This is a genomic window from Pseudoalteromonas sp. BSi20652 (assembly GCF_000239855.1).
Taxonomy (GTDB): Bacteria; Pseudomonadota; Gammaproteobacteria; order Enterobacterales; family Alteromonadaceae; genus Pseudoalteromonas.
The window spans coordinates 1-24,327 of the sequence record NZ_BADT01000224.1 but is presented as its reverse complement, the minus strand read 5'-3'; the positions used below and the strand labels follow the sequence as shown (position 1 = coordinate 24,327).

23 protein-coding genes, 2 tRNA genes, 1 other RNA gene and 2 pseudogenes are annotated in these 24,327 nt (G+C 40.0%); 23 read left to right on the top strand and 5 right to left on the bottom strand.

What is annotated here, in order from left to right:
* The first annotated feature begins 50 nt into the window (after nt 1–50).
* A tRNA-Phe gene (locus P20652_RS01300) sits at nt 51–126 on the top strand.
* 328 nt (nt 127–454) lie between these two features.
* Here the strand turns inward: P20652_RS01300 and P20652_RS21555 are convergent.
* Nucleotides 455–736: pseudogene (locus P20652_RS21555) on the bottom strand (transposase); the annotation flags it as partial.
* Between the two features lie 571 nt (nt 737–1,307).
* On the opposite strand from P20652_RS21555, the gene P20652_RS01310 reads away from it, so the two are divergent.
* Genes P20652_RS01310 through P20652_RS01320 form a run of 3 tightly spaced genes read left to right on the top strand, consistent with a single transcriptional unit; the run spans nt 1,308 to nt 7,109 of the window.
* The gene (locus P20652_RS01310) at nt 1,308–2,723 is read left to right on the top strand and encodes an efflux transporter outer membrane subunit (RefSeq protein ID WP_008172461.1); all 1,416 of its coding nucleotides are present in this window, start codon (nt 1,308–1,310) and stop codon (nt 2,721–2,723) included.
* Nucleotides 2,713–4,029 carry an efflux RND transporter periplasmic adaptor subunit gene (locus tag P20652_RS01315; protein WP_008172459.1) on the top strand — a complete coding sequence of 439 codons (1,317 nt, stop codon included), beginning with the start codon at nt 2,713–2,715 and terminating at the stop codon, nt 4,027–4,029. The genes P20652_RS01310 and P20652_RS01315 overlap by 11 nt, the downstream gene beginning before the upstream one ends.
* The gene (locus tag P20652_RS01320) at nt 4,026–7,109 is read left to right on the top strand and encodes an efflux RND transporter permease subunit (RefSeq protein ID WP_008172457.1); all 3,084 of its coding nucleotides are present in this window, start codon (nt 4,026–4,028) and stop codon (nt 7,107–7,109) included. Before P20652_RS01315 ends, P20652_RS01320 begins: the two co-directional genes overlap by 4 nt.
* A 183-nt stretch (nt 7,110–7,292) precedes the next feature.
* On the opposite strand, the gene ssrS is transcribed toward P20652_RS01320, so the two are convergent.
* Nucleotides 7,293–7,475, bottom strand: a non-coding RNA gene (gene ssrS / locus P20652_RS20015) — 6S RNA.
* Nucleotides 7,476–7,668: 193 nt separating this feature from the next.
* Here ssrS and P20652_RS01325 point away from each other — a divergent pair.
* From P20652_RS01325 to P20652_RS01340, 4 genes are read left to right on the top strand one after another with little or no spacing between them, the layout of a single operon-like run.
* Nucleotides 7,669–8,232 carry a UPF0149 family protein gene (locus tag P20652_RS01325; RefSeq protein ID WP_007587323.1) on the top strand — a complete coding sequence of 188 codons (564 nt, stop codon included), beginning with the start codon at nt 7,669–7,671 and terminating at the stop codon, nt 8,230–8,232.
* Nucleotides 8,233–8,262: 30 nt separating this feature from the next.
* A complete protein-coding gene (gene pepP / locus P20652_RS01330) occupies nt 8,263–9,585 on the top strand; it encodes a Xaa-Pro aminopeptidase (protein ID WP_008172453.1) in 1,323 nt (440 codons plus the stop codon).
* 15 nt (nt 9,586–9,600) lie between these two features.
* Nucleotides 9,601–10,788, top strand: a complete 1,188-nt coding sequence (gene ubiH, locus P20652_RS01335; RefSeq protein WP_008172451.1) for a 2-octaprenyl-6-methoxyphenyl hydroxylase — start codon at nt 9,601–9,603, stop codon at nt 10,786–10,788.
* Complete coding sequence (locus tag P20652_RS01340) at nt 10,785–11,951, top strand: FAD-dependent monooxygenase (protein WP_008172448.1); 1,167 nt, start codon at nt 10,785–10,787, stop codon at nt 11,949–11,951. Before ubiH ends, P20652_RS01340 begins: the two co-directional genes overlap by 4 nt.
* A gap of 203 nt (nt 11,952–12,154) precedes the next feature.
* On the opposite strand, the gene P20652_RS01345 is transcribed toward P20652_RS01340, so the two are convergent.
* On the bottom strand, nt 12,155–13,354 hold the full coding sequence (locus P20652_RS01345) for an alpha/beta hydrolase-fold protein (protein WP_008172446.1): 1,200 nt from the start codon (nt 13,352–13,354) through the stop codon (nt 12,155–12,157).
* Nucleotides 13,355–13,732: 378 nt separating this feature from the next.
* Between P20652_RS01345 and rpsF the strand changes: the two genes are divergently transcribed.
* From rpsF to alr, 9 genes are all read left to right on the top strand, one after another.
* Entirely contained in the window at nt 13,733–14,074 is a 342-nt protein-coding gene (rpsF, locus tag P20652_RS01350) for a 30S ribosomal protein S6 (protein ID WP_007378473.1), read from the top strand.
* Between the two features lie 43 nt (nt 14,075–14,117).
* Entirely contained in the window at nt 14,118–14,435 is a 318-nt protein-coding gene (gene priB / locus P20652_RS01355; protein WP_004588456.1) for a primosomal replication protein N, read from the top strand.
* 12 nt (nt 14,436–14,447) lie between these two features.
* Nucleotides 14,448–14,675 (top strand): 30S ribosomal protein S18, encoded by a 228-nt coding sequence (rpsR, locus tag P20652_RS01360; RefSeq protein WP_007378475.1) that lies wholly within the window; start codon nt 14,448–14,450, stop codon nt 14,673–14,675.
* Between the two features lie 35 nt (nt 14,676–14,710).
* Nucleotides 14,711–15,163, top strand: a complete 453-nt coding sequence (gene rplI, locus P20652_RS01365; protein ID WP_008172444.1) for a 50S ribosomal protein L9 — start codon at nt 14,711–14,713, stop codon at nt 15,161–15,163.
* Between the two features lie 229 nt (nt 15,164–15,392).
* Entirely contained in the window at nt 15,393–15,941 is a 549-nt protein-coding gene (locus P20652_RS01370; RefSeq protein ID WP_008172441.1) for an RNA polymerase sigma factor, read from the top strand.
* The gene (locus tag P20652_RS01375) at nt 15,928–16,410 is read left to right on the top strand and encodes a hypothetical protein (protein ID WP_033018125.1); all 483 of its coding nucleotides are present in this window, start codon (nt 15,928–15,930) and stop codon (nt 16,408–16,410) included. Before P20652_RS01370 ends, P20652_RS01375 begins: the two co-directional genes overlap by 14 nt.
* Before the next feature lie 9 nt (nt 16,411–16,419).
* Nucleotides 16,420–17,358: a DUF4097 family beta strand repeat-containing protein gene (locus P20652_RS01380; RefSeq protein ID WP_008172438.1), complete on the top strand. Its 939-nt coding sequence runs from the start codon at nt 16,420–16,422 to the stop codon at nt 17,356–17,358.
* Nucleotides 17,359–17,471: 113 nt separating this feature from the next.
* Nucleotides 17,472–18,851 (top strand): replicative DNA helicase, encoded by a 1,380-nt coding sequence (gene dnaB / locus P20652_RS01385; protein WP_007587308.1) that lies wholly within the window; start codon nt 17,472–17,474, stop codon nt 18,849–18,851.
* The gene (alr, locus tag P20652_RS01390; protein WP_008172435.1) at nt 18,851–19,930 is read left to right on the top strand and encodes an alanine racemase; all 1,080 of its coding nucleotides are present in this window, start codon (nt 18,851–18,853) and stop codon (nt 19,928–19,930) included. Before dnaB ends, alr begins: the two co-directional genes overlap by 1 nt.
* A gap of 14 nt (nt 19,931–19,944) precedes the next feature.
* On the opposite strand, the gene P20652_RS01395 is transcribed toward alr, so the two are convergent.
* Nucleotides 19,945–20,184, bottom strand: coding sequence for a DUF2960 domain-containing protein (locus tag P20652_RS01395; RefSeq protein WP_008172434.1), 240 nt, complete (start codon nt 20,182–20,184; stop codon nt 19,945–19,947).
* Between the two features lie 100 nt (nt 20,185–20,284).
* Here P20652_RS01395 and P20652_RS01400 point away from each other — a divergent pair, with 100 nt between their 5' ends.
* From P20652_RS01400 to P20652_RS01410, 3 genes and pseudogenes are all read left to right on the top strand, one after another.
* Nucleotides 20,285–20,536 (top strand): hypothetical protein, encoded by a 252-nt coding sequence (locus tag P20652_RS01400; RefSeq protein ID WP_008172433.1) that lies wholly within the window; start codon nt 20,285–20,287, stop codon nt 20,534–20,536.
* Between the two features lie 37 nt (nt 20,537–20,573).
* Nucleotides 20,574–21,191 (top strand): nicotinamide riboside transporter PnuC, encoded by a 618-nt coding sequence (pnuC, locus tag P20652_RS01405; RefSeq protein ID WP_008172430.1) that lies wholly within the window; start codon nt 20,574–20,576, stop codon nt 21,189–21,191.
* Between the two features lie 3 nt (nt 21,192–21,194).
* Nucleotides 21,195–21,997 (top strand): annotated as a pseudogene (locus P20652_RS01410) (phosphotransferase).
* A gap of 3 nt (nt 21,998–22,000) precedes the next feature.
* Here P20652_RS01410 and P20652_RS01415 read toward each other — a convergent pair.
* On the bottom strand, nt 22,001–22,183 hold the full coding sequence (locus P20652_RS01415; RefSeq protein ID WP_008172426.1) for a hypothetical protein: 183 nt from the start codon (nt 22,181–22,183) through the stop codon (nt 22,001–22,003).
* A gap of 246 nt (nt 22,184–22,429) precedes the next feature.
* On the opposite strand from P20652_RS01415, the gene P20652_RS01420 reads away from it, so the two are divergent.
* From P20652_RS01420 to P20652_RS01430, 3 genes are all read left to right on the top strand, one after another.
* Nucleotides 22,430–22,504: transfer RNA gene (locus P20652_RS01420), tRNA-Arg, on the top strand.
* 231 nt (nt 22,505–22,735) lie between these two features.
* Complete coding sequence (locus P20652_RS01425; RefSeq protein ID WP_237707159.1) at nt 22,736–23,278, top strand: hypothetical protein; 543 nt, start codon at nt 22,736–22,738, stop codon at nt 23,276–23,278.
* Nucleotide 23,279: 1 nt separating this feature from the next.
* Nucleotides 23,280–23,984, top strand: a complete 705-nt coding sequence (locus P20652_RS01430; protein ID WP_008172422.1) for an NRDE family protein — start codon at nt 23,280–23,282, stop codon at nt 23,982–23,984.
* Nucleotides 23,985–24,327: the final 343 nt, after the last annotated feature.

The following is a 24,327-nucleotide window of genomic DNA, read 5'->3' as shown; positions in this document are numbered from 1 at the left end:
TTTAGTAAAAAATTAACTTTGAAGTTTAAGTTAATTAGCACTGTTTAAGTGCCTCGATAGCTCAGTTGGTAGAGCAGAGGATTGAAAATCCTCGTGTCCCTGGTTCGATTCCGGGTCGAGGCACCACTATTTTAAAGCCTCGCTTATTGCGAGGCTTTTTTGTTTTTATATATCTAATACCATATATAGATGCTCTGCGATTGCGAGACAATTTGAATCGTTGAAATAGAGTGCATTGCAGCCATATACTTGGCTTTTTGTTGAGGTATCATTTGACGTCTAGCCCTGATGGATTTCCGCCTCTATCACCTCATCAATTCGGCGGCTTATTACAGCCCTTGGTATTAAAAGGTTTCCTATAAGGCAGTGCTAAACTGTATCCCAGCAATCTCTATTATTTAGCAATATTAAAAGGTTGTTTGCTAATGCACTTTTAGAAAACATATGTATTGTGTTATTTAATTGCGCTTTTAAATTTGTAATTTTCTTGGTCACGCAGCATCTCCCACGCCATACATGTCATTTTATTCGCTAAAGCAACGGTCGTGTTAGTGTAATTAATGCGCTCTTTTAATTGCCTTGCCCTCACGCTCACTGGGCCGGTTTTATTTTCACAGTGCTTCAGTGCCGCTCTGGCGCGATTAACTAATTGCGTTCTTAAATAGGTGTTGCCTCGTTTAGAAATCCCCAACAACGTTGGCTTTTCTCCCGTTGAATGCTGCCTTGGTATTATCCCTAACCACGCGAGACATGACGGTCACTCGTAAACGCTTTAGCATCACCATCAACCAACTTTATTTGAACCGTTAACTAATTAACCTGATCTCTGGATAATAAATCTATCTCGAGCAGCTATTTTCAGCGCTAACTCCGTTGAATTTACTTGCAATAGGCCAGCTATTGACGCGTAAATTCGCCTTGTTTTCACTGAAAATCTCTGGCTAGAGAAAATAAATTTAAATATCGCCATGATTCAATATGTTAGTAAATCTCTTAACCAGAGTTCAGGTTCATTAAGCTCTTCACTTAACCCTAAAAAATAACGACGAGCTGACGTACTTAATTCATTAGTTGCATCTTCTAAAAAGCCAGGCAATTGTGATTTTAGATAACTAATGCCCTTAGACACATCACAAAAAGTTAATTTTTATTATTAACAAATTGCTGATCATTTACTCATTTTTACCGTATAACTGGTTATTATGTTCGTTCATCGCTAGCTATGTAATGTTATGTAAAGTAGGTTGAGCAAAAGTTGCCAAAGTGCTTGAATTACGTTCATAAATAGCAGTAATTTAGGTTTAATTATGATTTGGCAATGCAAGCCAACCCTATTGGCAATTAGTGTGATACTGCTTAGCGGCTGTGCGAGTGATTTTAACTCGTCGCAGCGCATGCAAGCGCCTAATAATATGCCACAACAATGGCAACAAGAAGTATCAAGCTCGGTATTAAAAGTACAAGAGCAATGGCTTACGCAGCTACAAAACCCTACGCTTAATAAATTTGTTCAACAAGCACTTAAAAACAATCAACAGCTTTTGCAAACTAGTTATGATGCAGAAATTCAAAAACAACAGCTTATAGTATCGGGCTCTGCACTTTGGCCAAGCCTCGATTTATCAACGCGTACAAGTCGCAGTAAAGACAACCGCCCAGTAAGTTACGACAACGCAAGTTCAGCTAGTTTAAATTTAACTTACGAGGTTGATTTATGGGGTAAGCTTTCTGACGCTAAGCGCGAAGCTAATCTTAACTATTTAGCGCAGCAGGCAAGGTTTGAGCAAGCTAAACAGCAACTTGTTGCTGATGTAGTAACTGGCTGGTTTGATGTTGTTACATCGCAACAATTACTCGATTTATTTAAACGTCGCGAAGCCAATGCACAGCAGAGCCTTGATATTATCGAGTCTGGCTATCGCCAAGGTATAAACGAAGCACTCGATGTATATTTAGCCCGTAATGAGCTCAATACTGAACGCGCTCGCATTGCCACTCAAACGGCGAGCCTATCGGCTTCAGCACGTGTACTTGAGCGTTTACTGGGTGAATACCCAAAAGGTGCCATTACTGCTAGTAGCGACTTACCCGTTATTAATACCGATATTCCACTAGGTTTACCTTCTGAACTTATAACACGTAAACCTACGCTGCGAGCAAGTTGGTATGATCTTTTAGCCACCGACGCTTCATTGGCGTATGCGCACAAACAACGCTTTCCAAGTTTAGATTTAACCACCTCACTAAGTGATAGCACCGACAGAGTAAGCGACTTGTTTTCTCCATCGAGCCTTGCATGGTCGTTATTGGGAAGTATTTCAGCACCACTTTTTGAAGGCGGACGCTTAAAAGCGAATGAAGAAATAGCGCGCCTTAATACTCAAAAGCAAGAGCAACTTTATTTACAAACACTTTACGATGCATTTGGTGATGTAGAAAATGCGATTTCACAGCAGCAGTCTCTTAAATCACAATATAGCAGCACCCTTGAAGCGCAAGAAAATGCACTTGCAGCAGAGCAGTTATCGTTTGAGCAATATCAAAGTGGTTTGGTAACTTACACGACTGTGCTTGACGCACAAGACCGGTCTTTTGATGCGCAAAGCTCCTTAATCGACATTAAAAACCAATTAATAGCTAATAGAATTAACTTACACGTTGCCCTTGGTGGTGATTTTGCAAAGCCCTCAAGTGAACTAAAGAGCAATAATGATGAAAACTAAAACAGCAAAAATTATTATTCCAGCGGTGGTTATTATTGCCACTATTTTAATTGTTATGTTTATTAAAGGAAATCCGCCAGAGACTAGACGCTTTGGCTCACCTCCTAAAGCATCAATAAGTGTGGCTGCGCTTGAGCTTAAACCACAAAATTACCAAGTAATTATCGATAGCTACGGTACGGTAAAACCACGTACACAAAGCTTATTATTTGCTCAGGTATCTGGGCAAATAATTGAAGTAAGTGATGGCTTTAGAGAAGGCGGCTTTTTTGAAAAGGGCGATGTACTTTTAAAATTAGACGACAGAGATCATCAAGCTGAAGTTAAATCTGCTCAAGCTAATTTATTAACCGCAGAGCAAGGCTTATTAGAAGAAAAGGCGCGAGGGCAACAAGCTATTACCGATTGGAAGCGCCTTGGCGGCTCAAATCAGGCTAGCAGCTTAGTACTGCGTGAGCCACAACTAGCCGCAGCAGAAGCTGAGGTTTTATCGGCGCAAGCAGTACTTGAAAAAGCCATGCTTGATTTGGAGCGCACTAAAATAACCGCGCCGTATGCGGGTCGTATACTTAGTCGCAGTGTTGATTTAGGGCAAGTTGTTACTAACAATACCCAGCTTGCCACTATTTACGCAATCGATAGCGTAGAGATTCGTTTACCAATTAAAAATAAAGATCTTCCGTTTGTAAATTTACCAGAGCAATATCGCGATGGCGCTAAGAACCAAGTGGGTTCAATTGTTAAATTTACCTCTGATTTAGTGGGTGAGCAAACGTGGCAAGGCCAACTAGCGCGTACAGAAGGTGCCATAGATGAAGGTGCACAACAGCTTTACGTCGTTGCTAAAATTAACGACCCATATAAAGCAACGGCTAATAACCAGTACCCAATAAAAATAGGGCAATACATAAAAGCGCAAATTACCGGTAAAACAGTTCCTAACGCACTTATAATCCCTAACAGTACAATTTATCAAGGGACTTACGTTTACATTGTTGAAGGTGGTGTACTTAAGCGTAAAGACATTACACTTGCTTGGCAAAATGCGACACAAGCGATGATAAAAACGGGATTAAACCCAAATGATAAACTGGTTGTTACTCCACTAGGACAAGTGAGTTCTGGTACTCAGGTAAGTATTTTAGGCGAACAAAGCACTGAGCAACTTAAAAGCCGAGGACCTAACGGGCAAGGTAAAGGAAAGCGCCCGACGCCAGAACAGCTTGAGCAAAAAGCAAAAGAGCAGGGTATTAGTGTTGAAGAGCTAAAAAAACGTCGTGCAGCAAAGCAAGGAGATAAACCATGATCGCTTGGTTTGCCAAAAACCATGTTGCTGCTAACTTATTGCTAGTAACGTTGTTACTGTCAGGACTTTTTAGCTTATCAAGTAAAATACCGCTTGAGGTATTTCCTTCATTCGAAACAGACAGGATAAGCGTAAACGTGAGTTTGCGTGGTTCAACACCAGAGGATGTAGAGCAAGGCGTAACAATTCGTATAGAAGAAGCGGTTCAAGATTTAGAAGGTATCAAGCAAATATTTAGTCGCTCTTCTGAAGGTTCTGGCTCTGTAACAATAGAGGTGGAAAGCGGTTACGACCCGCGTGAGCTTTTAGCAGATATTAAAAGTCGTGTTGATGCAATTAACACTTTTCCAGCCGATGCAGAAAAGCCGATAGTAGCGCTTGCTGAGCGAATTCGTGAAGTTATTGCGGTTACAGTATCGAGTGATTACGGTGAAAAAGAAACCCGCGAGTACGCAGAAACAGTACGCGATCAAATTCTACGTTTACCTAATGTAACGCAGGTAGAGCTAAGCGGCGTTCGTGATTACGAAATAGCCATTGAAGTAAGCCAAGATATTCTTCGTCAGTATGATTTAAGCTTGGCACAAATATCCAGTGCTATTTCCAACTCAAGTTCTGATATTTCTGCTGGTAACTTGAAAACAGAAGGAGGGGATGTACTTATAAGCTCTAAAGGGCAAGCATATCGTAAAGATGAATTTGCCAACATTGTTGTTAAAAACCAAGCAGACGGCACTATTATTCGCTTAGGCGATATAGCAATAATTAAAGACGACTTTGAAGAAACACCAGTACGTACTCGCTTTAACGGTAAGCAAGCAGCATTTATTGACGTGTATCGAATTGGCCCACAAAGTGCGATTACTGTTGCCGACGACGTTAAAAACTACATAAAAGAGCAACAAAGCTCAATACCACAAGGGTTTAAACTCAGTTACTGGGATGATGATTCAGAGCTGGTTAAAAGTCGTATTTCGACACTTACTACCAATGCTTTACAAGGTGGTATTTTAGTACTCGCTTTACTTACTTTGTTTTTACGCCCTGCAATTGCATTTTGGGTATTTATTGGTATTCCGGTTTCGTTTATGGGCGCGTTTATAGCGATGCCTATTTTTGGCGTAACCCTTAATATTATGAGCTTATTTGGCTTTATATTGGTACTGGGGATTGTTGTTGATGACGCCATAGTTACCGGCGAAAACGTTTATACACACCTAAAAACGGCTAAGTCGGGCGAGCAAGCCGCAATTTTAGGTACTCAAGAAGTAGCAACACCAGTAACATTTGGTGTACTAACCACCGTAGCTGCATTTTTACCTTTGGCCTTTATTGAAGGGGCGCGTGGCGCCTTGTTTGCACAAATACCGGTAGTGGTTATTCCTGTACTATTGTTTTCATTGATTGAATCTAAATTTGTACTACCAGCACATTTAAAGTATATAAAACTACGCCACGAAAAAGGCGAACCTTCAAAGTTTGATGTTATTCAACAGCGTTTTGCCGATGGATTTGAAAACGCTATTTTAAAATACTATCAACCCACTTTAAATTTAGCACTGCGCCATAAATTGGCTTCGGTAAGCTTGTTTATTGGTGTATTTGTTATAATTTTAACCATGATCACCAGCGGTTGGACTAAGTTTGTATTTTTCCCGCGCATACCAAGCGAAACAGTCCGCGTTAACTTAACACTACCAACAGGTACACCGTTTGAAGTAACTAATAAATACGTAATTGACATGTCGCAAAAGGCGCAGCAATTACAAGAAAAATACCGCGACCCTGATACCGGGGAGAGCGTTATTTTAAATATCTTAGCCACAACAGGCGGGCGTGGTGGTGTATCTAATTCAGGCTCTGTACGCTTTGAAATAACACCGGCTGAAAAGCGTGAATCAGACATAGGATCACGAGAACTCGCCAGCGAATGGCGCGATTTAATTGGCGTCATACCAGGCGCCGAAAGTTTAACGTTTAGAGCCGAAATTGGCCGAAGTTCTGACCCCATTGATGTTCAGCTTAGCGGCACTTCGTTGACTATTTTACAAGACGTGGCTGATCACATTAAAACCCGTTTATCGACCTATCCAACGGTATTTGATATTGCCGATAGTATGTCCGACGGTAAAGAAGAGTTACAAATAGAGCTTACGGAGCAAGGTTTAGCGCTGGGCTTAAATAGAGTCAATGTAGCTGGGCAAGTACGTAACTCGTTTTTTGGCTCGCAAGCACAACGTATTCAGCGAGGCAGAGACGATGTACGTGTAATGGTACGCCTACCTATAGACGAGCGCCGCTCTGTAGCTGATTTACAAAACATACTTATAAATACGCCTGATGGTGGCTCAGTGCCTTTATCGCACGTGGCAACACTTACTGCTGGGCAAAGTCCATCAACTATTAATCGAATAGACCGTTACCGCACATTAAATGTAACAGCCGATATCGAAAAAAATAACACCAACATGACCATACTTCAGGCTGACTTAAAGCAGTATCTAGATGGGCTTATGCAGCAATATCCAGGAGTTGATTACAAGCTAGAAGGTGAAGCTAAAGAGCAGCGAGAGTCGTTTGGCTCCTTGGCTTGGGCGCTTTTGTTTGTCTTTTTCATAATTTATGCGCTACTGGCAATACCGCTTAAATCTTACTTACAACCAATTATAGTCATGAGTGTAATCCCATTTGGCATGATAGGTGCTGTAGTAGGGCATTGGATTATGGGCATGGATTTAACCATTATGAGTTTACTCGGTATGCTTGCGCTAACTGGGGTAGTAGTAAATGACTCACTTGTACTCGTCGACTTTATTAATAAAAAGCGCAGTGAAGGTGGTAAAGTTCTCGATGCTATAAAAATTGCAGGTGCATCGCGTTTTCGCCCTGTAATGCTAACCAGTTTAACGACCTTTATTGGCTTAATGCCGCTGTTATTTGAAAAAGCGACTCAGGCGCAATTTTTAATACCAATGGCGGTAAGCCTAGGGTTTGGGATTATTTTTGCGACCTTTATTACTTTATTGTTAGTACCAATAAACTACATGCTAATGGAGCGTTTTCAAGGTTGGTTTAAATAACTTCACTTTTAAATACGTGATTATTAAAGCTGTGGGTAAGTAATTACCTGCGGCTTTTTTATAAGCTAAAAAGTAGTATGAGACAATTGAAGATAAGTGAATAAAAATTTAGATAATATGAAGATAAACAGGAAGGTTAATTTTTTTTGATAAAGCCTTTTAAAGACGAGATTTTACTAAAAGGTGTTCCCCAAGATACGGTACTCGGTTTCAGTCCTGAAACCAGAAGGTTTCAGGGCGGGAATCTGCGGTTTACCGTAGGCTTCTCGGTACATGCCGAGCCTGCACAATAGTATACGAACAGAAACCCTGGTATAAAATTTATCGGCTCAGGGACTTAACTAAGCTCCGGTACCCCAGGGAACAAATCAAGTATATAAGACATAACCCAATCCTTAAACCCCAAACGTAAAAAATTATATCGTTCGCTTAGTTTTTCTGCATTTTTAACTCGCCATTTACTTTATCGCATGGTTTTTGAGCTTGATCATACAATTAATTGGAGTTGCTTTTTACCCAGTGGTAGCATTGGCTTAACTTGCAAAGCGAAGATTCGATTATGAACGATTTACCCGATTACGAAAAAGCTCAACTGCTTTTAGAAAAAAACGAAATATTTGTATCGCCTGCCGAAGCGCATGGTGTGATTAGCGGTTTACTTGCGTGTGGTTTAACCATTGACGACAAAGAATACTTAGGCCTTTTGAGCGACGTGTTTAACGATGGTGAATCGTTTAGTAACGATTTAAAGCAGTTTTTTGGCACTATTTATAAGCAAGTAGTCGCGAGCTTTAATGATGATGAATTTCAGTTTGATTTATTTTTACCAAGCGACGACGAAACACTCATCGATCAGGCTAATGGGCTCGTATCATGGGTAGCAGGTTTTATGCTTGGTTTTGGTTTAAAGCAAAAAGATTACGGTAAGCTATCGAGCGATGTTAAAGAAGTTATTACTGACTTTAGCGAAATTACTCGCCTAGATACTACTTTTGAAGAAACAGAAGAAGACAGCCAAGCGCTGCACGAAGTGATTGAATATGTGCGTGTATCAGCACTACTTTGTTTTGCAGAGCTTGGTAAAGAGCAAAGCACGCAAAGTACTAAAAAAACACTTCATTAACTTTTAAAAAGTAAAACGGGTTGGTTAATAATGGTTGAAGTACAAAAGTCAGAATTTAAAGCACGCCGCGAGCGTTTACTTGCTCAAATGGATGAAAATAGCGTTGCTATTATTCCCGCTGCGAGTGAAGTTACGCGCAGCCGCGATACCGAATATGCATTTAGACAAGATAGCGACTTTTTCTATTTAACAGGCTTTAACGAACCCGACGCTGTACTTGTACTATGTAATAACAGCGATGCACCCAGTACTTTATTTTGCCTAGATAAAGACAAGCTTGCAGAAATTTGGCATGGCCGCAGAGTTGGCTTTGATAAAGCTAAAAGTGACTACTTGTTTGATGAAGCTTATCCATTAAGTGAATTAAACGATAAGCTACTCGATATACTAAATGAAAAAGATGCCATTTATTTTGCACAAGGTGCTTACCCCTTATTTGATACCAAAGTGTTTTCGTTACTATGTACACTTCGAAGTGGCTCACGAAAAGGCCTCAAAGCACCGAGTACTTTAAAAGAAATACGCGGCCTTATTCACGAAATGCGTTTGTTTAAATCGCCAAGCGAGATAGATGTTATGCGAGAAGGCTGTGAAATTAGTGCGCGAGGGCACATGCGCGCCATGCGTTTTTCGCATGCCGGAGCTACTGAATTTCAATTAGAAGCAGAGCTACATCATCATTATGCAATGAACGGTGCGCCGCATCCAGCTTACGGTACAATTGTTGGTAGTGGCGACAACGCTAATATTTTGCATTACACACAAAATAGCGACGTATTAAAAAATGGCGACTTGGTACTTATAGACTCCGGTTGTGAGCTACAAGGTTACGCTGCTGATATAACGCGTACATTTCCGGTAAATGGTCAATTTAGCGAAGAGCAAGCCGCGATTTATAATATTGTACTTAAAGCGCAAGAAGTTGCTTTTGATGAGGTAAAACCCGGTGGTTACATGTCGCATGCTAATAAACGTGCAATGGAAGTAATGACCCAAGGTTTACTTGATTTAGGTATTTTAACCGGCGACTTTGATGAGCTAATGGCAAAAGGTGCATGTAAAGAATATTACATGCACGGGCTTGGGCATTGGCTTGGTTTAGATGTACATGATGTTGGCGATTACAAAGTAAATAACGCTGAGCGTGCATTTGAGCCAGGTATGGTACTCACCATAGAGCCTGGGCTTTATATCAGCGAAGACTCAAGCGCACCGCAAAAATACAAAGGCATTGGTATTCGTATTGAAGATAACTTGCTAGTTACCGAAACCGGCCATGAAAACTTGACCCTAAGCGTGCCTAAAAAAATTAGCGATATAGAAGCACTTATGCAAAGTGCTAAAAACGTATAAAGCTCGGAGAGTAAAGTGGCTAAGCAGTTTGATGTAGTTGTTATTGGCGGTGGTTTAGCGGGAGCAAGCTGCGCGTTAAGTGTGGCTAAAACTAATCCCGCGTTAAATATTGCCGTTGTAGAAGCTAATCAAGTAACCGGCGACTACCACCCAAGCTTTGACGACAGAAGCATTGCACTTGCTCAGCAATCGGTAGAGTATTTACAAAGCCTCAATTTGTTTGAACAAAATGCCCCTTACACCGCAGCAATCAAAAAAGTGAGCGTGTCTGATAGAGGCCACTTTGGCAAAGCGCACATTAATTGCGACGAATTTGCTAAGCCCTCACTTGGTTACGTAGTAGAAGTAAATCCATTTGGCCGAGCGCTCCACCTGCGTTTAACGCAGTCAAATATTACGCTTTTGTGCCCCGATAGCGTAATTGCCATTGAGCAAACTCTGCATAGCAATACACTTACCTTACAAAGCGGCGAGCAATTAAATGCAGCACTATTGGTTATTGCTGATGGTGCACAATCACCCACACGTAATTTACTTGGGCTTGGTTTTAATACCCAGCCTTATGAACAAGGCGCAATTATTGCTAATGTAGAAGTGGCTGGTGGGCATAATAATCATGCTTTTGAGCGTTTTACACAAAACGGGCCTATGGCGTTATTACCCATGAGCAACAACCGTTATTCGTTAGTATGGTGTATGCGCCAAGATCAGGTTGAACAGCACATGGCACTTAATGAACAAGAATTTATAAGTGCACTGCAAAGCGCGTTTGGTTATCGCGGTGGCCAATTTACTAAAGTGGGCATGCGCACGAGTTACCCGCTCGTTTATGGGCAAGTTGAGTCTTTAATTGCGCACCGTACAGTGGTTATTGGTAATGCTGCACATGCTATTCATCCTATTGCAGGGCAAGGTTTTAATTTAGGCCTTCGCGACGTGCAAGTACTTAGTAATTTAATAGCAAACAGCCAACACGGTTTAGGCAGCTATGCGTTTACACGTGAATATTCAAAAAAGCGCAGTGATGATATAAAAACCGTAATGAGTTTAACCGATGCACTTGTTAGGCTTTTTTCAAACTCATCGCGAATGCTCGCATTGGGGCGTAGTATTGGGTTGTTTTCGATGGATTTATTTCCCGCATTAAAAGCGCCATTAGCTAAACAGTTAATGGGGCAAGTTAAACAAGGTAGGCGTTTATGAAGCAAGCACAGGTTTGTATTGTAGGTGGCGGCTGTGTAGGGCTAACACTAGCACTTGGATTGGCAAAAGCCGATATAAGCGTCGTTGTACTTGACGGCGCACCAACACAAGCATTACCAACTGACGAATATGGTTTGCGCGTAAGTGCGTTAAGCATTGCAAGTCAAACCTTGTTTGAACAATTAAACGTATGGCCCGAAATTATCGCACAGCGAGCGTGTGCTTATACGCATATGGATGTACGTGATGCCGACAGCTTTGGCAAAATAGCGTTTAATAACGAGCAACTTGAGCTTGAACATTTAGGCCATATTGTTGAAAACGACATTATCCGCCTTGCGCTTATAAAAGAGCTAGAGCAACAAAGCAGTGCAACACTAATGTTTGATACGCAGTATCAGCAAATACATCAAAGCGAATCTGATGTATTTATAACACTTAAAAGCGGCGAACCAATTATAGCAAAGCTGCTGGTGGCAGCTGATGGTGCAAACTCAGCTATACGTAAACAATTTAATATGGCGCTTAGCTTTAAAGATTACGATCACCATGCGCTAGTCGCGACGGTTAAAACTAAAGAGCCGCATGCAAACACCGCACGCCAAGTGTTTTTACCAACAGGGCCTTTAGCGTTTTTACCATTGAGCGATGCCAACACGCATTCAATAGTATGGTCTACCAGCCCAAACCACTGCGATGAGCTGCTTGCAATGGACGACAGTGCCTTTAATAAAGCCGTAATGGCAGCCATTGATGGACAGTGCGGGCTATGTGAAGTGCAAAGTGCGCGCGCAGCTTTCCCACTTAAAATGCGCTACGCCCAGCAATGGGTTTCAGGCAAAGTGGTACTCATTGGCGATGCTGCACATACAATCCATCCACTTGCAGGGCTAGGTATGAACCTAGGCCTAAAAGATGCGGCTTATTTAATTGAGCTTTTAACACGCGACAGTAAGGAGTTTGCAAGCACCCGCACACTTCGTGATTACGAGCGTACCCGCAAACTTGATGCACAAAAGCACATAGCTATGATGCAAGGGCTAAAAGAGCTATTTGAAGGTGCAAATCCGGTTAAAAAACTGATACGTGGAGTCGGGCTGTCACTCGTTGATAATTTAGGCCCAATAAAACACCTGTTCGCCAAAGAAGCGATAGGAAAGTGATATCGGTTGAGTGAAAAAAACCAACGAGAAAGTAAAGTAGTCAGTTTTTAGCTGTCAGCTTTCAGTAAAGAAAAACCGATATTTAGTTTAAACATCGGTTTTTTGTTTTTAAGTAGTTTGAAACAGATTAAATCTGCGCTTTTTTACGCGAGCGTAGCTCGTAATTACTATCGTTAGCTAAAAAGCGCTTTGCGTTAAATCAATTACAAATTCTTTTGTGCTTCATTCACCATATCCTTGAGCGCATCAATTAAAAGTGGGTCGCGTGAGTTTTGTTTAGCAAGTTCTAATGCGTATTTCATACTAGTGACGGCCTCTTTAAACTGCTTATTTGCAGTATAGCCTTGCGATAAACGCATGTGAGAATAGGCTGCATTTGGGTAGTTGGTAGTAAAGTGTTTAAGCGTGGTAATAGCTTTAGCAGTGTTACCAAATTTTTGCTGGCTATGAGCAAATTCTACATATACATCTTGTGGAATTTTAAGCTCAAACCCGTACTTATCACTCAGTGCTTGGTAATAACCTGTAATGAGCGATACATCAGCAAACTTTCCGTGCTCGTCAGTAACCTTAAATATTAGGTCGCTAAATAAGTGAATTAGGCTATCGCTAAGCGCTGGTAGTATGGTGCCCATATGCGTAAAATTTGGGTAATGCTTATATTCCCATTTAAGCTGTGTGGGCATTTGTTGCTCTAAATTTACTAACGTATTTAATACACCTGTATAAAAGCGTGCGTCTTCACTTGCTACACTAATAAATAACGATTGACCGCCTTTAGGGTTTTTAGTGTATTTTATAATATTATTTTTTAATTCTTCATCACTCCACCAACTGTTTGGGCTTATAGCTATGTAGTTGTTAAATAACTCAGGCTGATTAGCTAAAGTATAAAGCGCTAAAGTACCTGCATTAGAGTGGCCAATTAAGGTGCTGTAGCCGTTAGTTGAGTAGTTAGAATTTATGTATGGCATAAGTTCGTCAGAAACAAACTTCAAAAACTCGTCAGTTTGCCCAGCTTCAGGCCATTTATTTTTAACAAAGGTTTGAAACTCAGTTTTAGGCTCACCTTGTACTTTTGGTAAATAATCGCGAACACGGTTAGTTGTATCAATACCAACGAGCATTGCGTTAGGTATCTGCTCGTAATCAACAAGGGATTTAACAACACCAGACGCAGTATGAAAGTGCTCAACACCATCAAGTAAATAAATAACATAAAGCGGCTGATCGTCTTTTACAGTGTCAGGTATGAAAATTCTGATTGGTCTGTCTTCGTTAAGTATTTTTGATTGTAGAATGACTTTTTTACCAACGGTTATGTCAGTTGTATTGGTTTTTGCGTGGCTTAAAAATGGTGTACTAAAAGTAAGTATTAATACAAGCGATAGTAAAAGCTTCATAAATATCCTTATTTAATAATGTATTGCTTAATAATTGCACGGTTTTAAGCTTGAGTAAATGTTTATATTTTCGGGGTAAACATAAAGCTTAAGCAATTAAAAGCTATCGCTTTTCACGCGAGTAAGTTCGGCTTCTACAAGAGACATTGCACTCTGCGCTTAACTTTTGCGGTAGGCGAGCAGCTTGTTAGCGCGACGAGCAAAGCTCGTAATAATTACCTTTTAACTCTTATCTATAAAAGCTTAAAAAAACCTGCTTGCTTAATTATCCGTCTAAGCGTAAAATGCGCGCTCATTTCGGCTTTTAAACTATTAATTCCTTGCCTTAAACCGACCGGCCGAAACGGTAGAAGGCTCTATTAACCGTAAGGAATATCCATGCGTCATTACGAAATCGTATTCATGGTTCACCCAGATCAGAGTGAGCAAGTTGCTGGTATGATCGAACGTTATACTGGTTCTATCACTGAAGCTGGTGGTGTTATCCACCGTCTTGAAGATTGGGGCCGTCGTCAATTGGCTTACCCAATTAACAAGCTTCATAAAGCTCACTATGTTCTTATGAACGTTGAAGCACCAACTGAAGTAATCAGCGAGCTAGAAACTACTTTCCGCTACAACGATGCAGTGCTTCGTAACTTAGTTATCCGCACTAAAACTGCTGAAACTGAAGCGTCTCCTCTTGCAAGAGAAGAGAAGAAAGAAGCACCAGCTGCTTAATTGTTTTGAGTCCTAGCATGGCATGTGATCAGCAGTTACTATAATGGTTAGCCCATATATGAATCAGCTGGTTATATCTGGGGTAGTTTGTAAAACTCCCAAGTTTAGCCAAAGCCCTGCTGGCATCCCGCATTGTATTTTTGTTGTAGAACATAAATCGATGCAAACCGAAGCTGACCTTAACCGTAATAGTTATGTGAGGCTACAGGTAGTTGCCAGTGGAAAGCAAATGCAACAACAGACTCAACATTTGCACGTTGGGCAGGCATTGCAAGTGAGTGGTTTTTTAAATCGCCACGAAGGTCGTAACGGCCTTAGCCAATTGGTTTTGCATGCTCAGCATATAGAAAGAATTATTTGAGGAATTAATCTCATGGCACGTTATTTCAGACGTCGTAAGTTCTGCCGCTTTAAAGCGGAAGGCGTAAAACAAATCGATTACAAAGATCTAGCTACTCTTAGAAACTATGTTACAGAAAGTGGCAAAATCGTACCTAGCCGTATCACAGGTACTAGCGCTAAATTTCAGCGCCAGCTAGCAACTGCTATTAAGCGTGCTCGCTACTTAGCCCTTCTTCCATACACTGACTTACATAAGTAAGCAGCGGATTAACAGTTTTTAAAAGGTGTAGAAACATGCAAGTTATTCTACTAGATAAGATCGCTAACCTAGGTAGCCTAGGTGAACAGGTTGTAGTTAAATCTGGTTTCGCACGTAACTTCCTTTTCCCTCAAGGTAAGGCAGTTCCTGCGACTAAAGCTAACATTGAAACTTTTGACGCTCGTCGTGCAGAACTTGAAGCGAAAATCGCTGAACAGTTAGTTGCTGCGCAAGCACGCGCTGAAAAACTAGAAGCATTAGCTGAAGTTACATTAGTATCTAAAGCTGGTGACGAAGGTAAGTTATTCGGTTCAATCGGTACTCGTGACATCGCTGACGCTATCTCAGCTGTTGGTGTTGAAGTTGCTAAGTCAGAAGTTCGTTTACCTTTAGGCACTATTCGTGACACTGGTGAATTTGACGTTTCAATTTCAGTTCACTCAGAAGTTACGGCTACTATTAAAGTAATCGTAATCGCTGAAGCTTAATTTTTAATTAAGCGATAAAAGCCGTGCTATTAGCACGGCTTTTTTGTGTCTGTAATTTGGCTAACTTCGTTTGTTAGTTGCTAGTTAAGGGCACAGTTAAATACAACCTCGTATAAGCCCCTTTTTATTCAATTATTTTTTCATTCTCTTTAAACCTTTTCGAACTGTCATTACGTCTAACTTATTAATACACTAACTCAATAATAATAATTAAAAGGCGACATCACGGATGTTACACGTTAAACCCGACCAAACGCCTTTATGCGAAACTACACTTATTGAGCGTGTTAAATTGGGTGATCAGGCTGCATACACAACGATCTATGAGTTGCATATAAAACGAGTCTACGGTTTATGTTTGCGCTTATTAGCCGACCAAGCGCATGCTGAGGATGCAGCCCAAGAAGTGTTTGTACAGGTATGGCATAAAATAGCGCAATTTGACGGTCGCTCGCAGTTTTCTACTTGGCTTTACAGTGTTGCCAGTAATGTAGCTATTAGTTACTTACGCAAGCAAAAAAATTGGCTGCAAAAAGTAGTGAGCATTGAACACAGCGGTATGGATGAGCAATCAGCAAACGATTGCCAAGGTTTAGATGGCCTCGATAAATTAATAGTAAGGCTTCCTGAGCGCGCACGTATGGTATTTGTATTATTTGCAATTGAAGGTTACAGGCACGAAGAAATAGCCGAAAAACTAGGTATGGCTGTTGGCTCAAGTAAATCACAATATCATCGTGCTAGGCAGTTATTACAAGAGTGGTATGAAAATGAATAAACCAAACTTTGACGACTATTTAAATGAGTCATTAAACACGCTTGATAAAAAAATTACGCCACAAAAAGACCTGTGGGCGGGAATTGAGCGAGCAATGATTAGTAATAAGCAGGACCTAAAAGGCACTGCTATTTGGCCAAAACTAACAGCAATAGCTGCCTGCACATTAGCCGCTTTAATTGCTGTAAATTTATTTTTTATAGCGCCTGAACCACAACCTGTAGTGGCTATAAGTGATTACTTTTCGGCGCAAAAAAACAGTTTGTTAATTGAATATGAAAATAAAGAAGCATTGACCACTAATTGGCAAACGCAGCTACAGGAATTAGAAGAGGCAGAGCAAGCAATAAAGCAAGTTCTTGAAAATGAGCCACAAAACCAAGCGCTACTAACAATGTTAGCGCAAATATATCAACAACAACTTGATTTAATTAACAAGGTGCACGCGCCACGTTGGCAGCACATTTAGGAGTACGATATGAAAGCGATTTTATTAGGACTGAGCTTATTTCCGTTGGCGGTATTAGCGGGTGAAAAAATAGATAAGCAAATAGACGTACCAAGTGGCGGCACTATTTTTATTGAAAACCAACGCGGTGATATACATATTACAGGCTGGGATAAAAACGAATTTAAAGTATCTGGCGAGCTTGATGACAAAGCTGAGGGTTATGAGCTTAAAACAAATGGCGATAAAACTCAGTTTATTGTAAAAATGCCACGTAAATCAAATTGGAGTAATAATGGCGATGGCTCAAGCCTAACCATATTTATGCCTAAAAGCAGTAGTTTAGAGTTTGCTGGCGTTAATGTATCGGTGACTGCGAAAGATCTAAAAAACGGCGCTGAAGTTGACGTGGTTAATGGCGAAATTACGGTAGATGATATTACTGGCAACATTAAGCTTACCACCGTAAATGGTGATGTGAACGCTGAGAACTTAAACGGTAATATTCAATTTGAAACCGTAAATGGTGAAATTAACGATAGAGAATCAAGTGGTGAACTACGTTTTAGCGCTGTTAATGGCGATATTAAATCAACCTCAAGCGCCAATGATGTGCGCCTTGAAAATGTAAATGGCGATATAAGCTTTACGCTATCGTCAATTAAAAACCTACGTATTAACACGGTAAATGGCGAAGCCGAAGTACATATTAAAGAGCTTTTAAAAGGCGGTGATGTACGTTTTGAATCGGTAAGTGGCGATGGTGATTTTTACTTTCCTGACAGCATATCTGCAAATTTTGAAATTAAAGCGCACGCTAATGGAAAAATCATTAATAAAGTTACTAGCGATAAAGTCAGTAAAGCTAAATACGGCCCAGCCAGTGATTTAGAATTTAGCATTAATGGCGGTAATGCTAATGTTGAAATGGATACAATTAGTGGACGCATAGAGCTTCGTATTAAATAACGCTCATTCACCTTCACGATTACAAAAAGCAGGAAAAGATTTCCTGCTTTTCTATTTGCACAGCCCCTTCAAGTCGATAGAATAGAGCCATTCAATTTTACTACTGTGAAGTTATGGCCAAACCAGATAAGCAAGTCGATACTCTTAAAGTTCCTCCCCATTCAATAGAAGCTGAACAATCTGTTTTAGGCGGCTTAATGCTTGATAACCAAGCTTTTGACCGCGTAGCTGAACTTGTTGTATCACAGGATTTTTATACCCGCACGCACAAGTTAATTTTTGAGGCGATGACGGCACTTGCTGAGATTGGCGATCCGATAGATTTAATTACTATTTCTGAAAGTTTAGAAAAAAATAATAAACTTGCAGGAATTGGTGGCTTTGCTTATTTAGCCGAAATAGCTAAAAACACGCCAAGCGCTGCTAACATTGACGCTTACGCAAGTATTGTACGCGAACGCGCTGTTGTACGTGAAATGATTGGCGTAGCGAACGAAATTGCAGAAGCCGGTTTTAACACCGAAGGACGTACCAGTCACGACTTGCTCGATTTTGCCGAAAGCAAAGTGTTTAAAATAGCTGAGCAACGAACAAAAAATAATGAAGGCCCGCAAAGCATTCATAGCATCCTTGAAAAAACCGTTGATAAAATAGAAGAGCTTTACCAGTCACCACAAGATGGTGTAACGGGTGTGAGTACAGGTTATGCAGACTTAGATAAAATGACGACGGGCTTACAGCCATCTGACTTAATAATTGTTGCAGCGCGTCCATCAATGGGTAAAACCACCTTTGCGATGAACCTTGCAGAACATGCTGCAATGACGCAAGACAAACCTGTATTAATTTACTCGCTAGAGATGCCATCTGAACAAATTATGATGAGGATGTTAGCGTCTCTTGGCCGTATTAACCAAACTAAGGTACGTACTGGTCAGTTAGACGATGACGATTGGGCACGACTTTCATCAACAATGGGCTTGTTGATGGAAAAAGGTAAAATGTACGTTGATGATGCATCGGGCTTAACACCGACCGATGTGCGCTCACGTGCAAGGCGTATTGCCCGCGACCACGGTGGTATTAGTATGATCATGGTCGATTACTTGCAGTTAATGCGTGTACCAAGCCTTGCTGATAACAGAACGCTCGAAATTGCTGAAATTTCACGTTCACTTAAAGCACTAGCAAAAGAGCTAAAGTGTCCTGTTGTTGCGCTTTCACAGCTTAACCGTACACTTGAGCAACGTGCCGATAAACGCCCTATTAACTCAGATTTACGTGAGTCAGGGTCGATAGAGCAGGATGCCGATTTAATCATGTTTATTTATCGTGATGAAGTTTATAACGAAGACAGTACTGACAAAGGTATTGCCGAAATTATCATAGGTAAACAACGTAACGGCCCAATTGGTAAAGTGCGTTTAACATTCCAAGGTCAATTTTCTCGCTTTGATAATTACGCGGGACCAGCGGTAGATGATGATTACTAATGCGTTTAGCCACTGCTGAAATTAATTTAACTGCACTTGCGCATAACCTTTTGCAGGTTAAACGCTTTGCTCCAAATAGCAAAGTAATGGCGGTGCTAAAAGCAAACGCCTACGGGCATGGTTTGGTGACGATTGCCCAAAGCTTGAGCGATGCTGACGCATTTGCTGTAGCACGTATTGATGAGGCTCTAGCTCTGCGAGCTGGAGGGTTAACAAAGCCAATAGTTTTACTAGAAGGTTTTTTTAATAAAGCAGACTTGCCAATATTACTCGCTAATAACTTTCAAACCATTATTCACGATGAGTACCAGTTAGAAGCGCTTGAAGAGGCTGCACTTGATGCACCAATAACATGCTGGTTAAAAATTAATACAGGTATGCATCGATTAGGTATTGCGCCAGAGCAATTTGAAGCGTTTTATGACCGATTGCAAAAAACGGCTAACGCCAAAAATACCGTTAATTTAATGACCCATTTTTCGTGTGCTGATGATGTTGATAATGCTAAAACCGTTCAACAAATTATGTTATTTGATAATTTAGTGAATGGCATTGACCAAGCGCATTGTTTATCAAATTCTGCCGGTATTATTGCATGGCCAAATAGTCATGGTGATTGGGTACGCCCAGGACTGATGATGTATGGCGTATCGCCAATGGCTAATAGCATTGGACAACAACACAAATTAAAACCCGTTATGCGCTTAACTACGCGCGTAATTGCAGTACGAAATGTGCCAGCTAATGAAGCGGTTGGGTATGGTGGCCGCTGGAAAAGCGATAAACCAACTAAGCTAGCTGTTGTGGCTATGGGTTATGGCGATGGCTATCCTAGGCATGCTAAAGAAGGTACTCCCGTTATAATTGGTAAAAAGCGTTATGGTATTGTAGGGAGTGTAGCAATGGATATGATTAGCGTAGATATAGGCGCTAATGAAGGTAACATTAAAGTGGGCGACAGGGTTACTATGTGGGGACCTGAATTGCCGGTAGAAGAAATAGCATTATGTGCTGATACAATTCCTTACGAGCTTTTGTGTAACATTACACCACGCGTAGGTTATGAGTATCAGCAATAGTTAAATAGCGGTATTTATTCTTTAATGAAATAAATATCGCTAAAGCCCATGCGGGCAAATTCTTGGTCACGAAAATTACGAACCGAGGCCGACCCTTTTGAGGTCATTTCTATTTGTTGTACCATGTTTAGGTAATTAGTTAGATCAATACCTTCAGCAGCAGCAATTGCTTGATACATGTCGTGGTATTTATCTTTAGCGAAATTAATCTCGCGTGGTTGGTTTTTAAATGTATAAGTGATTCTGCGTGCCATATTTAGCTCATTTTGATTGAGTGTTGTGATGATTTTACACTGTATTGAACCGGCATTGAACGATTTTTTGAAATCAAATAATTAATATAAAGAGTTTAAAATGAAATTATCAGTAGAGATCAGTAAATATCCTCTTCATGAAGATTATATCCCGTTTATAAAAGGTTTTATTGACCGATTAAACGAATACGATGATTTAAAAGTGATCACAAATACACTTTCGACTCAAATTTTTGGTGATTACGATTTAGTAATGCAAGTACTTAGCACCGAAATTAAACGCTCGTATGAAGAGTTTGGCAAAGCAATTTTTGTATGTAAGTTTCTTTCTGGCGATTTATCACCTGAGTAACTATTACAATCATGAAAACTAATGGTAACCGTGTACTATGGACTTTTTAACACAAACTTTAAGTGGCTTTACTGCAATGTCGCATTGGGAATACATTGCAGTGGCGTTGTCTATGGCTTATTTGTTATTAGCAATAAAAGAAAGCCTTTGGTGTTGGCCAGCTGCATTTTTTAGCACACTCATTTATACCATTATGTACTGGAATGGCGCGCTATTAATGGAGTCATTACTTAATTTTTACTATATGTATATGGCTGTATTTGGTTGGATTGTGTGGCGAAGAGGTAAAGCTGAAAATCTAAATATTACTTCATGGCCGATAAATCGCCATGCTGTTTTAATTAGCTTAACCACAGTCGCCTCAATAGTAATTGGCTATGTAATGCAAAATTATACTCATGCTGATTTTGCTTATCTTGACAGCTTTACAACGTGCTTTGCAGTAGTAACCACTTACTTGGTTGCAAAAAAAGTGCTCGAAAACTGGCTGTACTGGATAGTAATAGATGCAGCGTCTATGTATTTATATTACGAAAAAGGTTATTACCCAACACTTGCGCTCTTTATATTTTATACAATTATGGCGGCATGGGGCTTTAAAACCTGGTATGAAGAATACGAGCAAAGCCAAGCTAAGCCTCTAGCACAGCTTTAATTAATGATTAAGCATAATCAGTTAGTAAAAATGTGTAGTGCGTTTATAGAGCCTACAAGCATTGTTTCAAGCGAGCGATTACTTAATGGCTTTAGTAACGATAATTTTTTAATACGTACCAAGCAACAAGGATACTTATTAAAGTGTTATAAAAGCCACTGGCCCGATGCGGGCCTTCAAGCGCAGCGCTTTTTAAGTAACTTTAATATATGTCCTGCGCTTGTTGGGTTCGATAAACAAAACAGACTGGCGGTATTTAATTACATTGAAGGCAAGAGTGCGCAATCGGATATAACGCTTAGTTTTATTAATAAACTTGCTAAAGTGCATAATTACAATGTAGCCACCGCGCCAATGGATATAGCTAAAGAACTGCATTTTTATCAACGTACTGATGTATACACGCAACACAAATCTCAAATAGAGCAGGCATTAAAAGCTGTTACAGCTATGCAACTTGATGAGGGTTTTTGCCATAACGATCTAGTAAAAGACAATATTATTGTGAATGCTTCAGGTATGTATTTAATTGATTTTGAGTACGCGCAAACTAATGACGTGTATTTCGATTTAGCAGCCCTTGCAGTGAGCTTTGATCTTAATGAGCGCAGCGAACAATCACTGTTAAACAATTATAAAAATTGCATTGATAAAACAAACAAATTTGAGCCATCAATCGATAAGTTAGATTATTATAAGTTGTTTTTTTAGTGTTGTGTATTGGCTGGTATGAAGAGCGCAGCATAACTAATAAATCTATAACGTTACGCGCGCAGCTGACTAAACTAGTTAATAATATTTTATAAAAGCTAAAGACCACCGAAGCGTTCGGCAAGCTCTTTGTATTTTGCTACTTCGCCTGCATCAAATTGTGGCTCACCATTTTCATCTTCAGCCTTAGCAATTAATAAACTTTCTCTAGCAAGACGTTTTACTCGCTCTGTTTTTACACCTAAAAACTCAGCAACTTGCTCAGTAGACATTAAACTCATCATTATTTCCTCATATTAAATCAATTCGCACAGCGACAACTATAGTTACAATGTTGCTAAACAGTTACTATTTATTATCAAGTACAAATAAATAGCGTGTTTTTAGGCTGTTGTGAAGTGTTTTATTTAAAATGGTTCAATTAATAAGCATGTAAGCTGATGTTACTGGTATTTATTTAAAGATCTCTTTATCATTGTAGATGCTAAAGCACTGATATCGCGAGTTGGTGTGGCGGCAACAAATGTGCTCTCGTGGTGAAATGGATATCACGTGGCCCTCCGGAGGCTGAGTTGTAGGTTCGATCCCTACCGAGAGCGCCATTTGCTTTATATTATTTTATTCTTCCTTGTTATTTAATTCTCTTTTATCTACTCTTATCATTTTAAAAGCTCATTTATATTTCTAATTTATTCAATTGAAAAGCAAGTAAAATGCATTTTCCTTATAAATTTTGAAAGTTAATTTTAAAAACAGCTTTCTAGTCAATTATACAATACAAATTATTAAAATTTACTCAACGTTATGTGATGCATACACGATTGCAGTAGTAAATGAGGAAAGTCGATTCAATGTTAAATAGTCAGTTAGAAATACTCGCTCAAGGACGCGCTTATCTTGAAAGTGTAACTAAAGAGGATTATTCGCAAATCGTTGCTCCTAACTTTATTAGTTCGGCGGGGTCACATATGCGTCACATTATCGATCATTATCAAGCATTAATGACGGGCTTTGGTATAAACAATATTGACTACGACAGTCGCCTACGCGGCAGTAATATTGAAAGCAACCCTCGCGCAGCAATAAACAAAATTGCCGAAATAGCATCGTGGATTGAACAACTAAGTACAGACGATTTTAATAAACCGCTGTTACTTTCAAGTGAAGTTTCAATTAAAAGTAAAAATGTACAAACGGTAACAACATCATTAGCACGAGAGCTTATTTTTGTAGGCAGCCATGCAGTACACCACTATGCGATGATTTCACAAATTACTTTTGCACAAAAAGAATCACTCGATCAGAGCTTTGGATTAGCACCAAGTACAGCAACTTTTTTGAGAGAAAAAAGCCAATCAAAGTCACTGCAAAGTTAATATGTGTACTTTAAGCTATTTTCTAACTGATGATGGTTACGAGTTGTTTTTTAACCGTGATGAGCAAAAAACGCGAGAAATGGCAATCGCCCCAATTAAGCACAAAGGCAATGTCATTTACCCTATTGATCCACAGGGAGGGGGAACTTGGCTTGGTGTATCGCATTCTGGGCAAACATTGGCTTTATTAAACGATTATCAAAGTGTATTTGATATTACTGCCGTAAAGTACAGTAGAGGCCTTTTAATCCCACATTTACTGAGCAATAAACTCCCAGCGTTGTCTCAACTACAAAATATGGATTTATCGGGTTATGCGCCTTTTAAATTATGTATTTTTTCGGATGAATTATCGTTAAATAATAATCACATCGCTTTTGTTCGGTGGGACGGGAAACAATTAATTGATTGCCAAGTTGAATCGCTTGCAACGTCATCTGGTGTTGAACTTGAAACAGTTACACAAAAGCGCAAAGAACAATTTAAGCAACTTGTTGACGTAAGGCATCCTGTAAGCGAGCAGTTTTTAGCATTTCATTACAGCAAAGCTGAGCAAGGCCAGTATGGTGTAAATATGCAAAGAGAAGATGCAATGACAGTGAGTATTAGCCATATAAAAGTTAGTAAAACTATTCGCTTTAATTATTTTGATAAGCAGTCTCAGCTTATTAGCAGCATTAGTTGTTTAAAAGTGGCTGCAGCTTAACTAGGGTCTGTTGATCTTTGCGGATTAAAATTTGTTCAAACTAGGGGCTATTTAATCGCGGCGCGAGGTTTGTAACCTAGTGGGCTCGATAACTGCTCCTGCGTTATTCTAATGGCTTACATCCATGCAAGAATAAGTAAAAACCGAGCAAAGCTTCCGCGTCCTGCTCACGCCCCTTACCTACATCTATGTAGGCAACAAAGAGTAAATAGCCCCTAGGAAGAACCCTTTGGGCAGCGCCTGTTTGGCATTAATGCTACGTTATCGCCCATTTATGGGGAATAACCACACTACATAGGCTCTGCCTTGCCTAAATACCAAACAGACTGCTGCAAATTTAACC

What these genes read in the sequence shown, in the direction of transcription:
- P20652_RS01310 (WP_008172461.1), top strand. Translation starts at nt 1,308, where the DNA reads ATGATTTGGCAATGCAAGCCAACCCTATTGGCAATTAGTGTGATACTG.
- P20652_RS01315 (WP_008172459.1), top strand. Translation starts at nt 2,713, where the DNA reads ATGAAAACTAAAACAGCAAAAATTATTATTCCAGCGGTGGTTATTATT.
- P20652_RS01320 (WP_008172457.1), top strand. Translation starts at nt 4,026, where the DNA reads ATGATCGCTTGGTTTGCCAAAAACCATGTTGCTGCTAACTTATTGCTA.
- P20652_RS01325 (WP_007587323.1), top strand. Translation starts at nt 7,669, where the DNA reads ATGAACGATTTACCCGATTACGAAAAAGCTCAACTGCTTTTAGAAAAA.
- pepP (WP_008172453.1), top strand. Translation starts at nt 8,263, where the DNA reads ATGGTTGAAGTACAAAAGTCAGAATTTAAAGCACGCCGCGAGCGTTTA.
- P20652_RS01340 (WP_008172448.1), top strand. Translation starts at nt 10,785, where the DNA reads ATGAAGCAAGCACAGGTTTGTATTGTAGGTGGCGGCTGTGTAGGGCTA.
- P20652_RS01345 (WP_008172446.1), bottom strand. Translation starts at nt 13,354, where the DNA reads ATGAAGCTTTTACTATCGCTTGTATTAATACTTACTTTTAGTACACCA.
- rpsF (WP_007378473.1), top strand. Translation starts at nt 13,733, where the DNA reads ATGCGTCATTACGAAATCGTATTCATGGTTCACCCAGATCAGAGTGAG.
- priB (WP_004588456.1), top strand. Translation starts at nt 14,118, where the DNA reads ATGGTTAGCCCATATATGAATCAGCTGGTTATATCTGGGGTAGTTTGT.
- rpsR (WP_007378475.1), top strand. Translation starts at nt 14,448, where the DNA reads ATGGCACGTTATTTCAGACGTCGTAAGTTCTGCCGCTTTAAAGCGGAA.
- rplI (WP_008172444.1), top strand. Translation starts at nt 14,711, where the DNA reads ATGCAAGTTATTCTACTAGATAAGATCGCTAACCTAGGTAGCCTAGGT.
- P20652_RS01370 (WP_008172441.1), top strand. Translation starts at nt 15,393, where the DNA reads ATGTTACACGTTAAACCCGACCAAACGCCTTTATGCGAAACTACACTT.
- P20652_RS01375 (WP_033018125.1), top strand. Translation starts at nt 15,928, where the DNA reads ATGAAAATGAATAAACCAAACTTTGACGACTATTTAAATGAGTCATTA.
- P20652_RS01380 (WP_008172438.1), top strand. Translation starts at nt 16,420, where the DNA reads ATGAAAGCGATTTTATTAGGACTGAGCTTATTTCCGTTGGCGGTATTA.
- dnaB (WP_007587308.1), top strand. Translation starts at nt 17,472, where the DNA reads ATGGCCAAACCAGATAAGCAAGTCGATACTCTTAAAGTTCCTCCCCAT.
- alr (WP_008172435.1), top strand. Translation starts at nt 18,851, where the DNA reads ATGCGTTTAGCCACTGCTGAAATTAATTTAACTGCACTTGCGCATAAC.
- P20652_RS01395 (WP_008172434.1), bottom strand. Translation starts at nt 20,184, where the DNA reads ATGGCACGCAGAATCACTTATACATTTAAAAACCAACCACGCGAGATT.
- P20652_RS01400 (WP_008172433.1), top strand. Translation starts at nt 20,285, where the DNA reads ATGAAATTATCAGTAGAGATCAGTAAATATCCTCTTCATGAAGATTAT.
- pnuC (WP_008172430.1), top strand. Translation starts at nt 20,574, where the DNA reads ATGGACTTTTTAACACAAACTTTAAGTGGCTTTACTGCAATGTCGCAT.
- P20652_RS01415 (WP_008172426.1), bottom strand. Translation starts at nt 22,183, where the DNA reads ATGAGTTTAATGTCTACTGAGCAAGTTGCTGAGTTTTTAGGTGTAAAA.
- P20652_RS01425 (WP_237707159.1), top strand. Translation starts at nt 22,736, where the DNA reads ATGAGGAAAGTCGATTCAATGTTAAATAGTCAGTTAGAAATACTCGCT.
- P20652_RS01430 (WP_008172422.1), top strand. Translation starts at nt 23,280, where the DNA reads ATGTGTACTTTAAGCTATTTTCTAACTGATGATGGTTACGAGTTGTTT.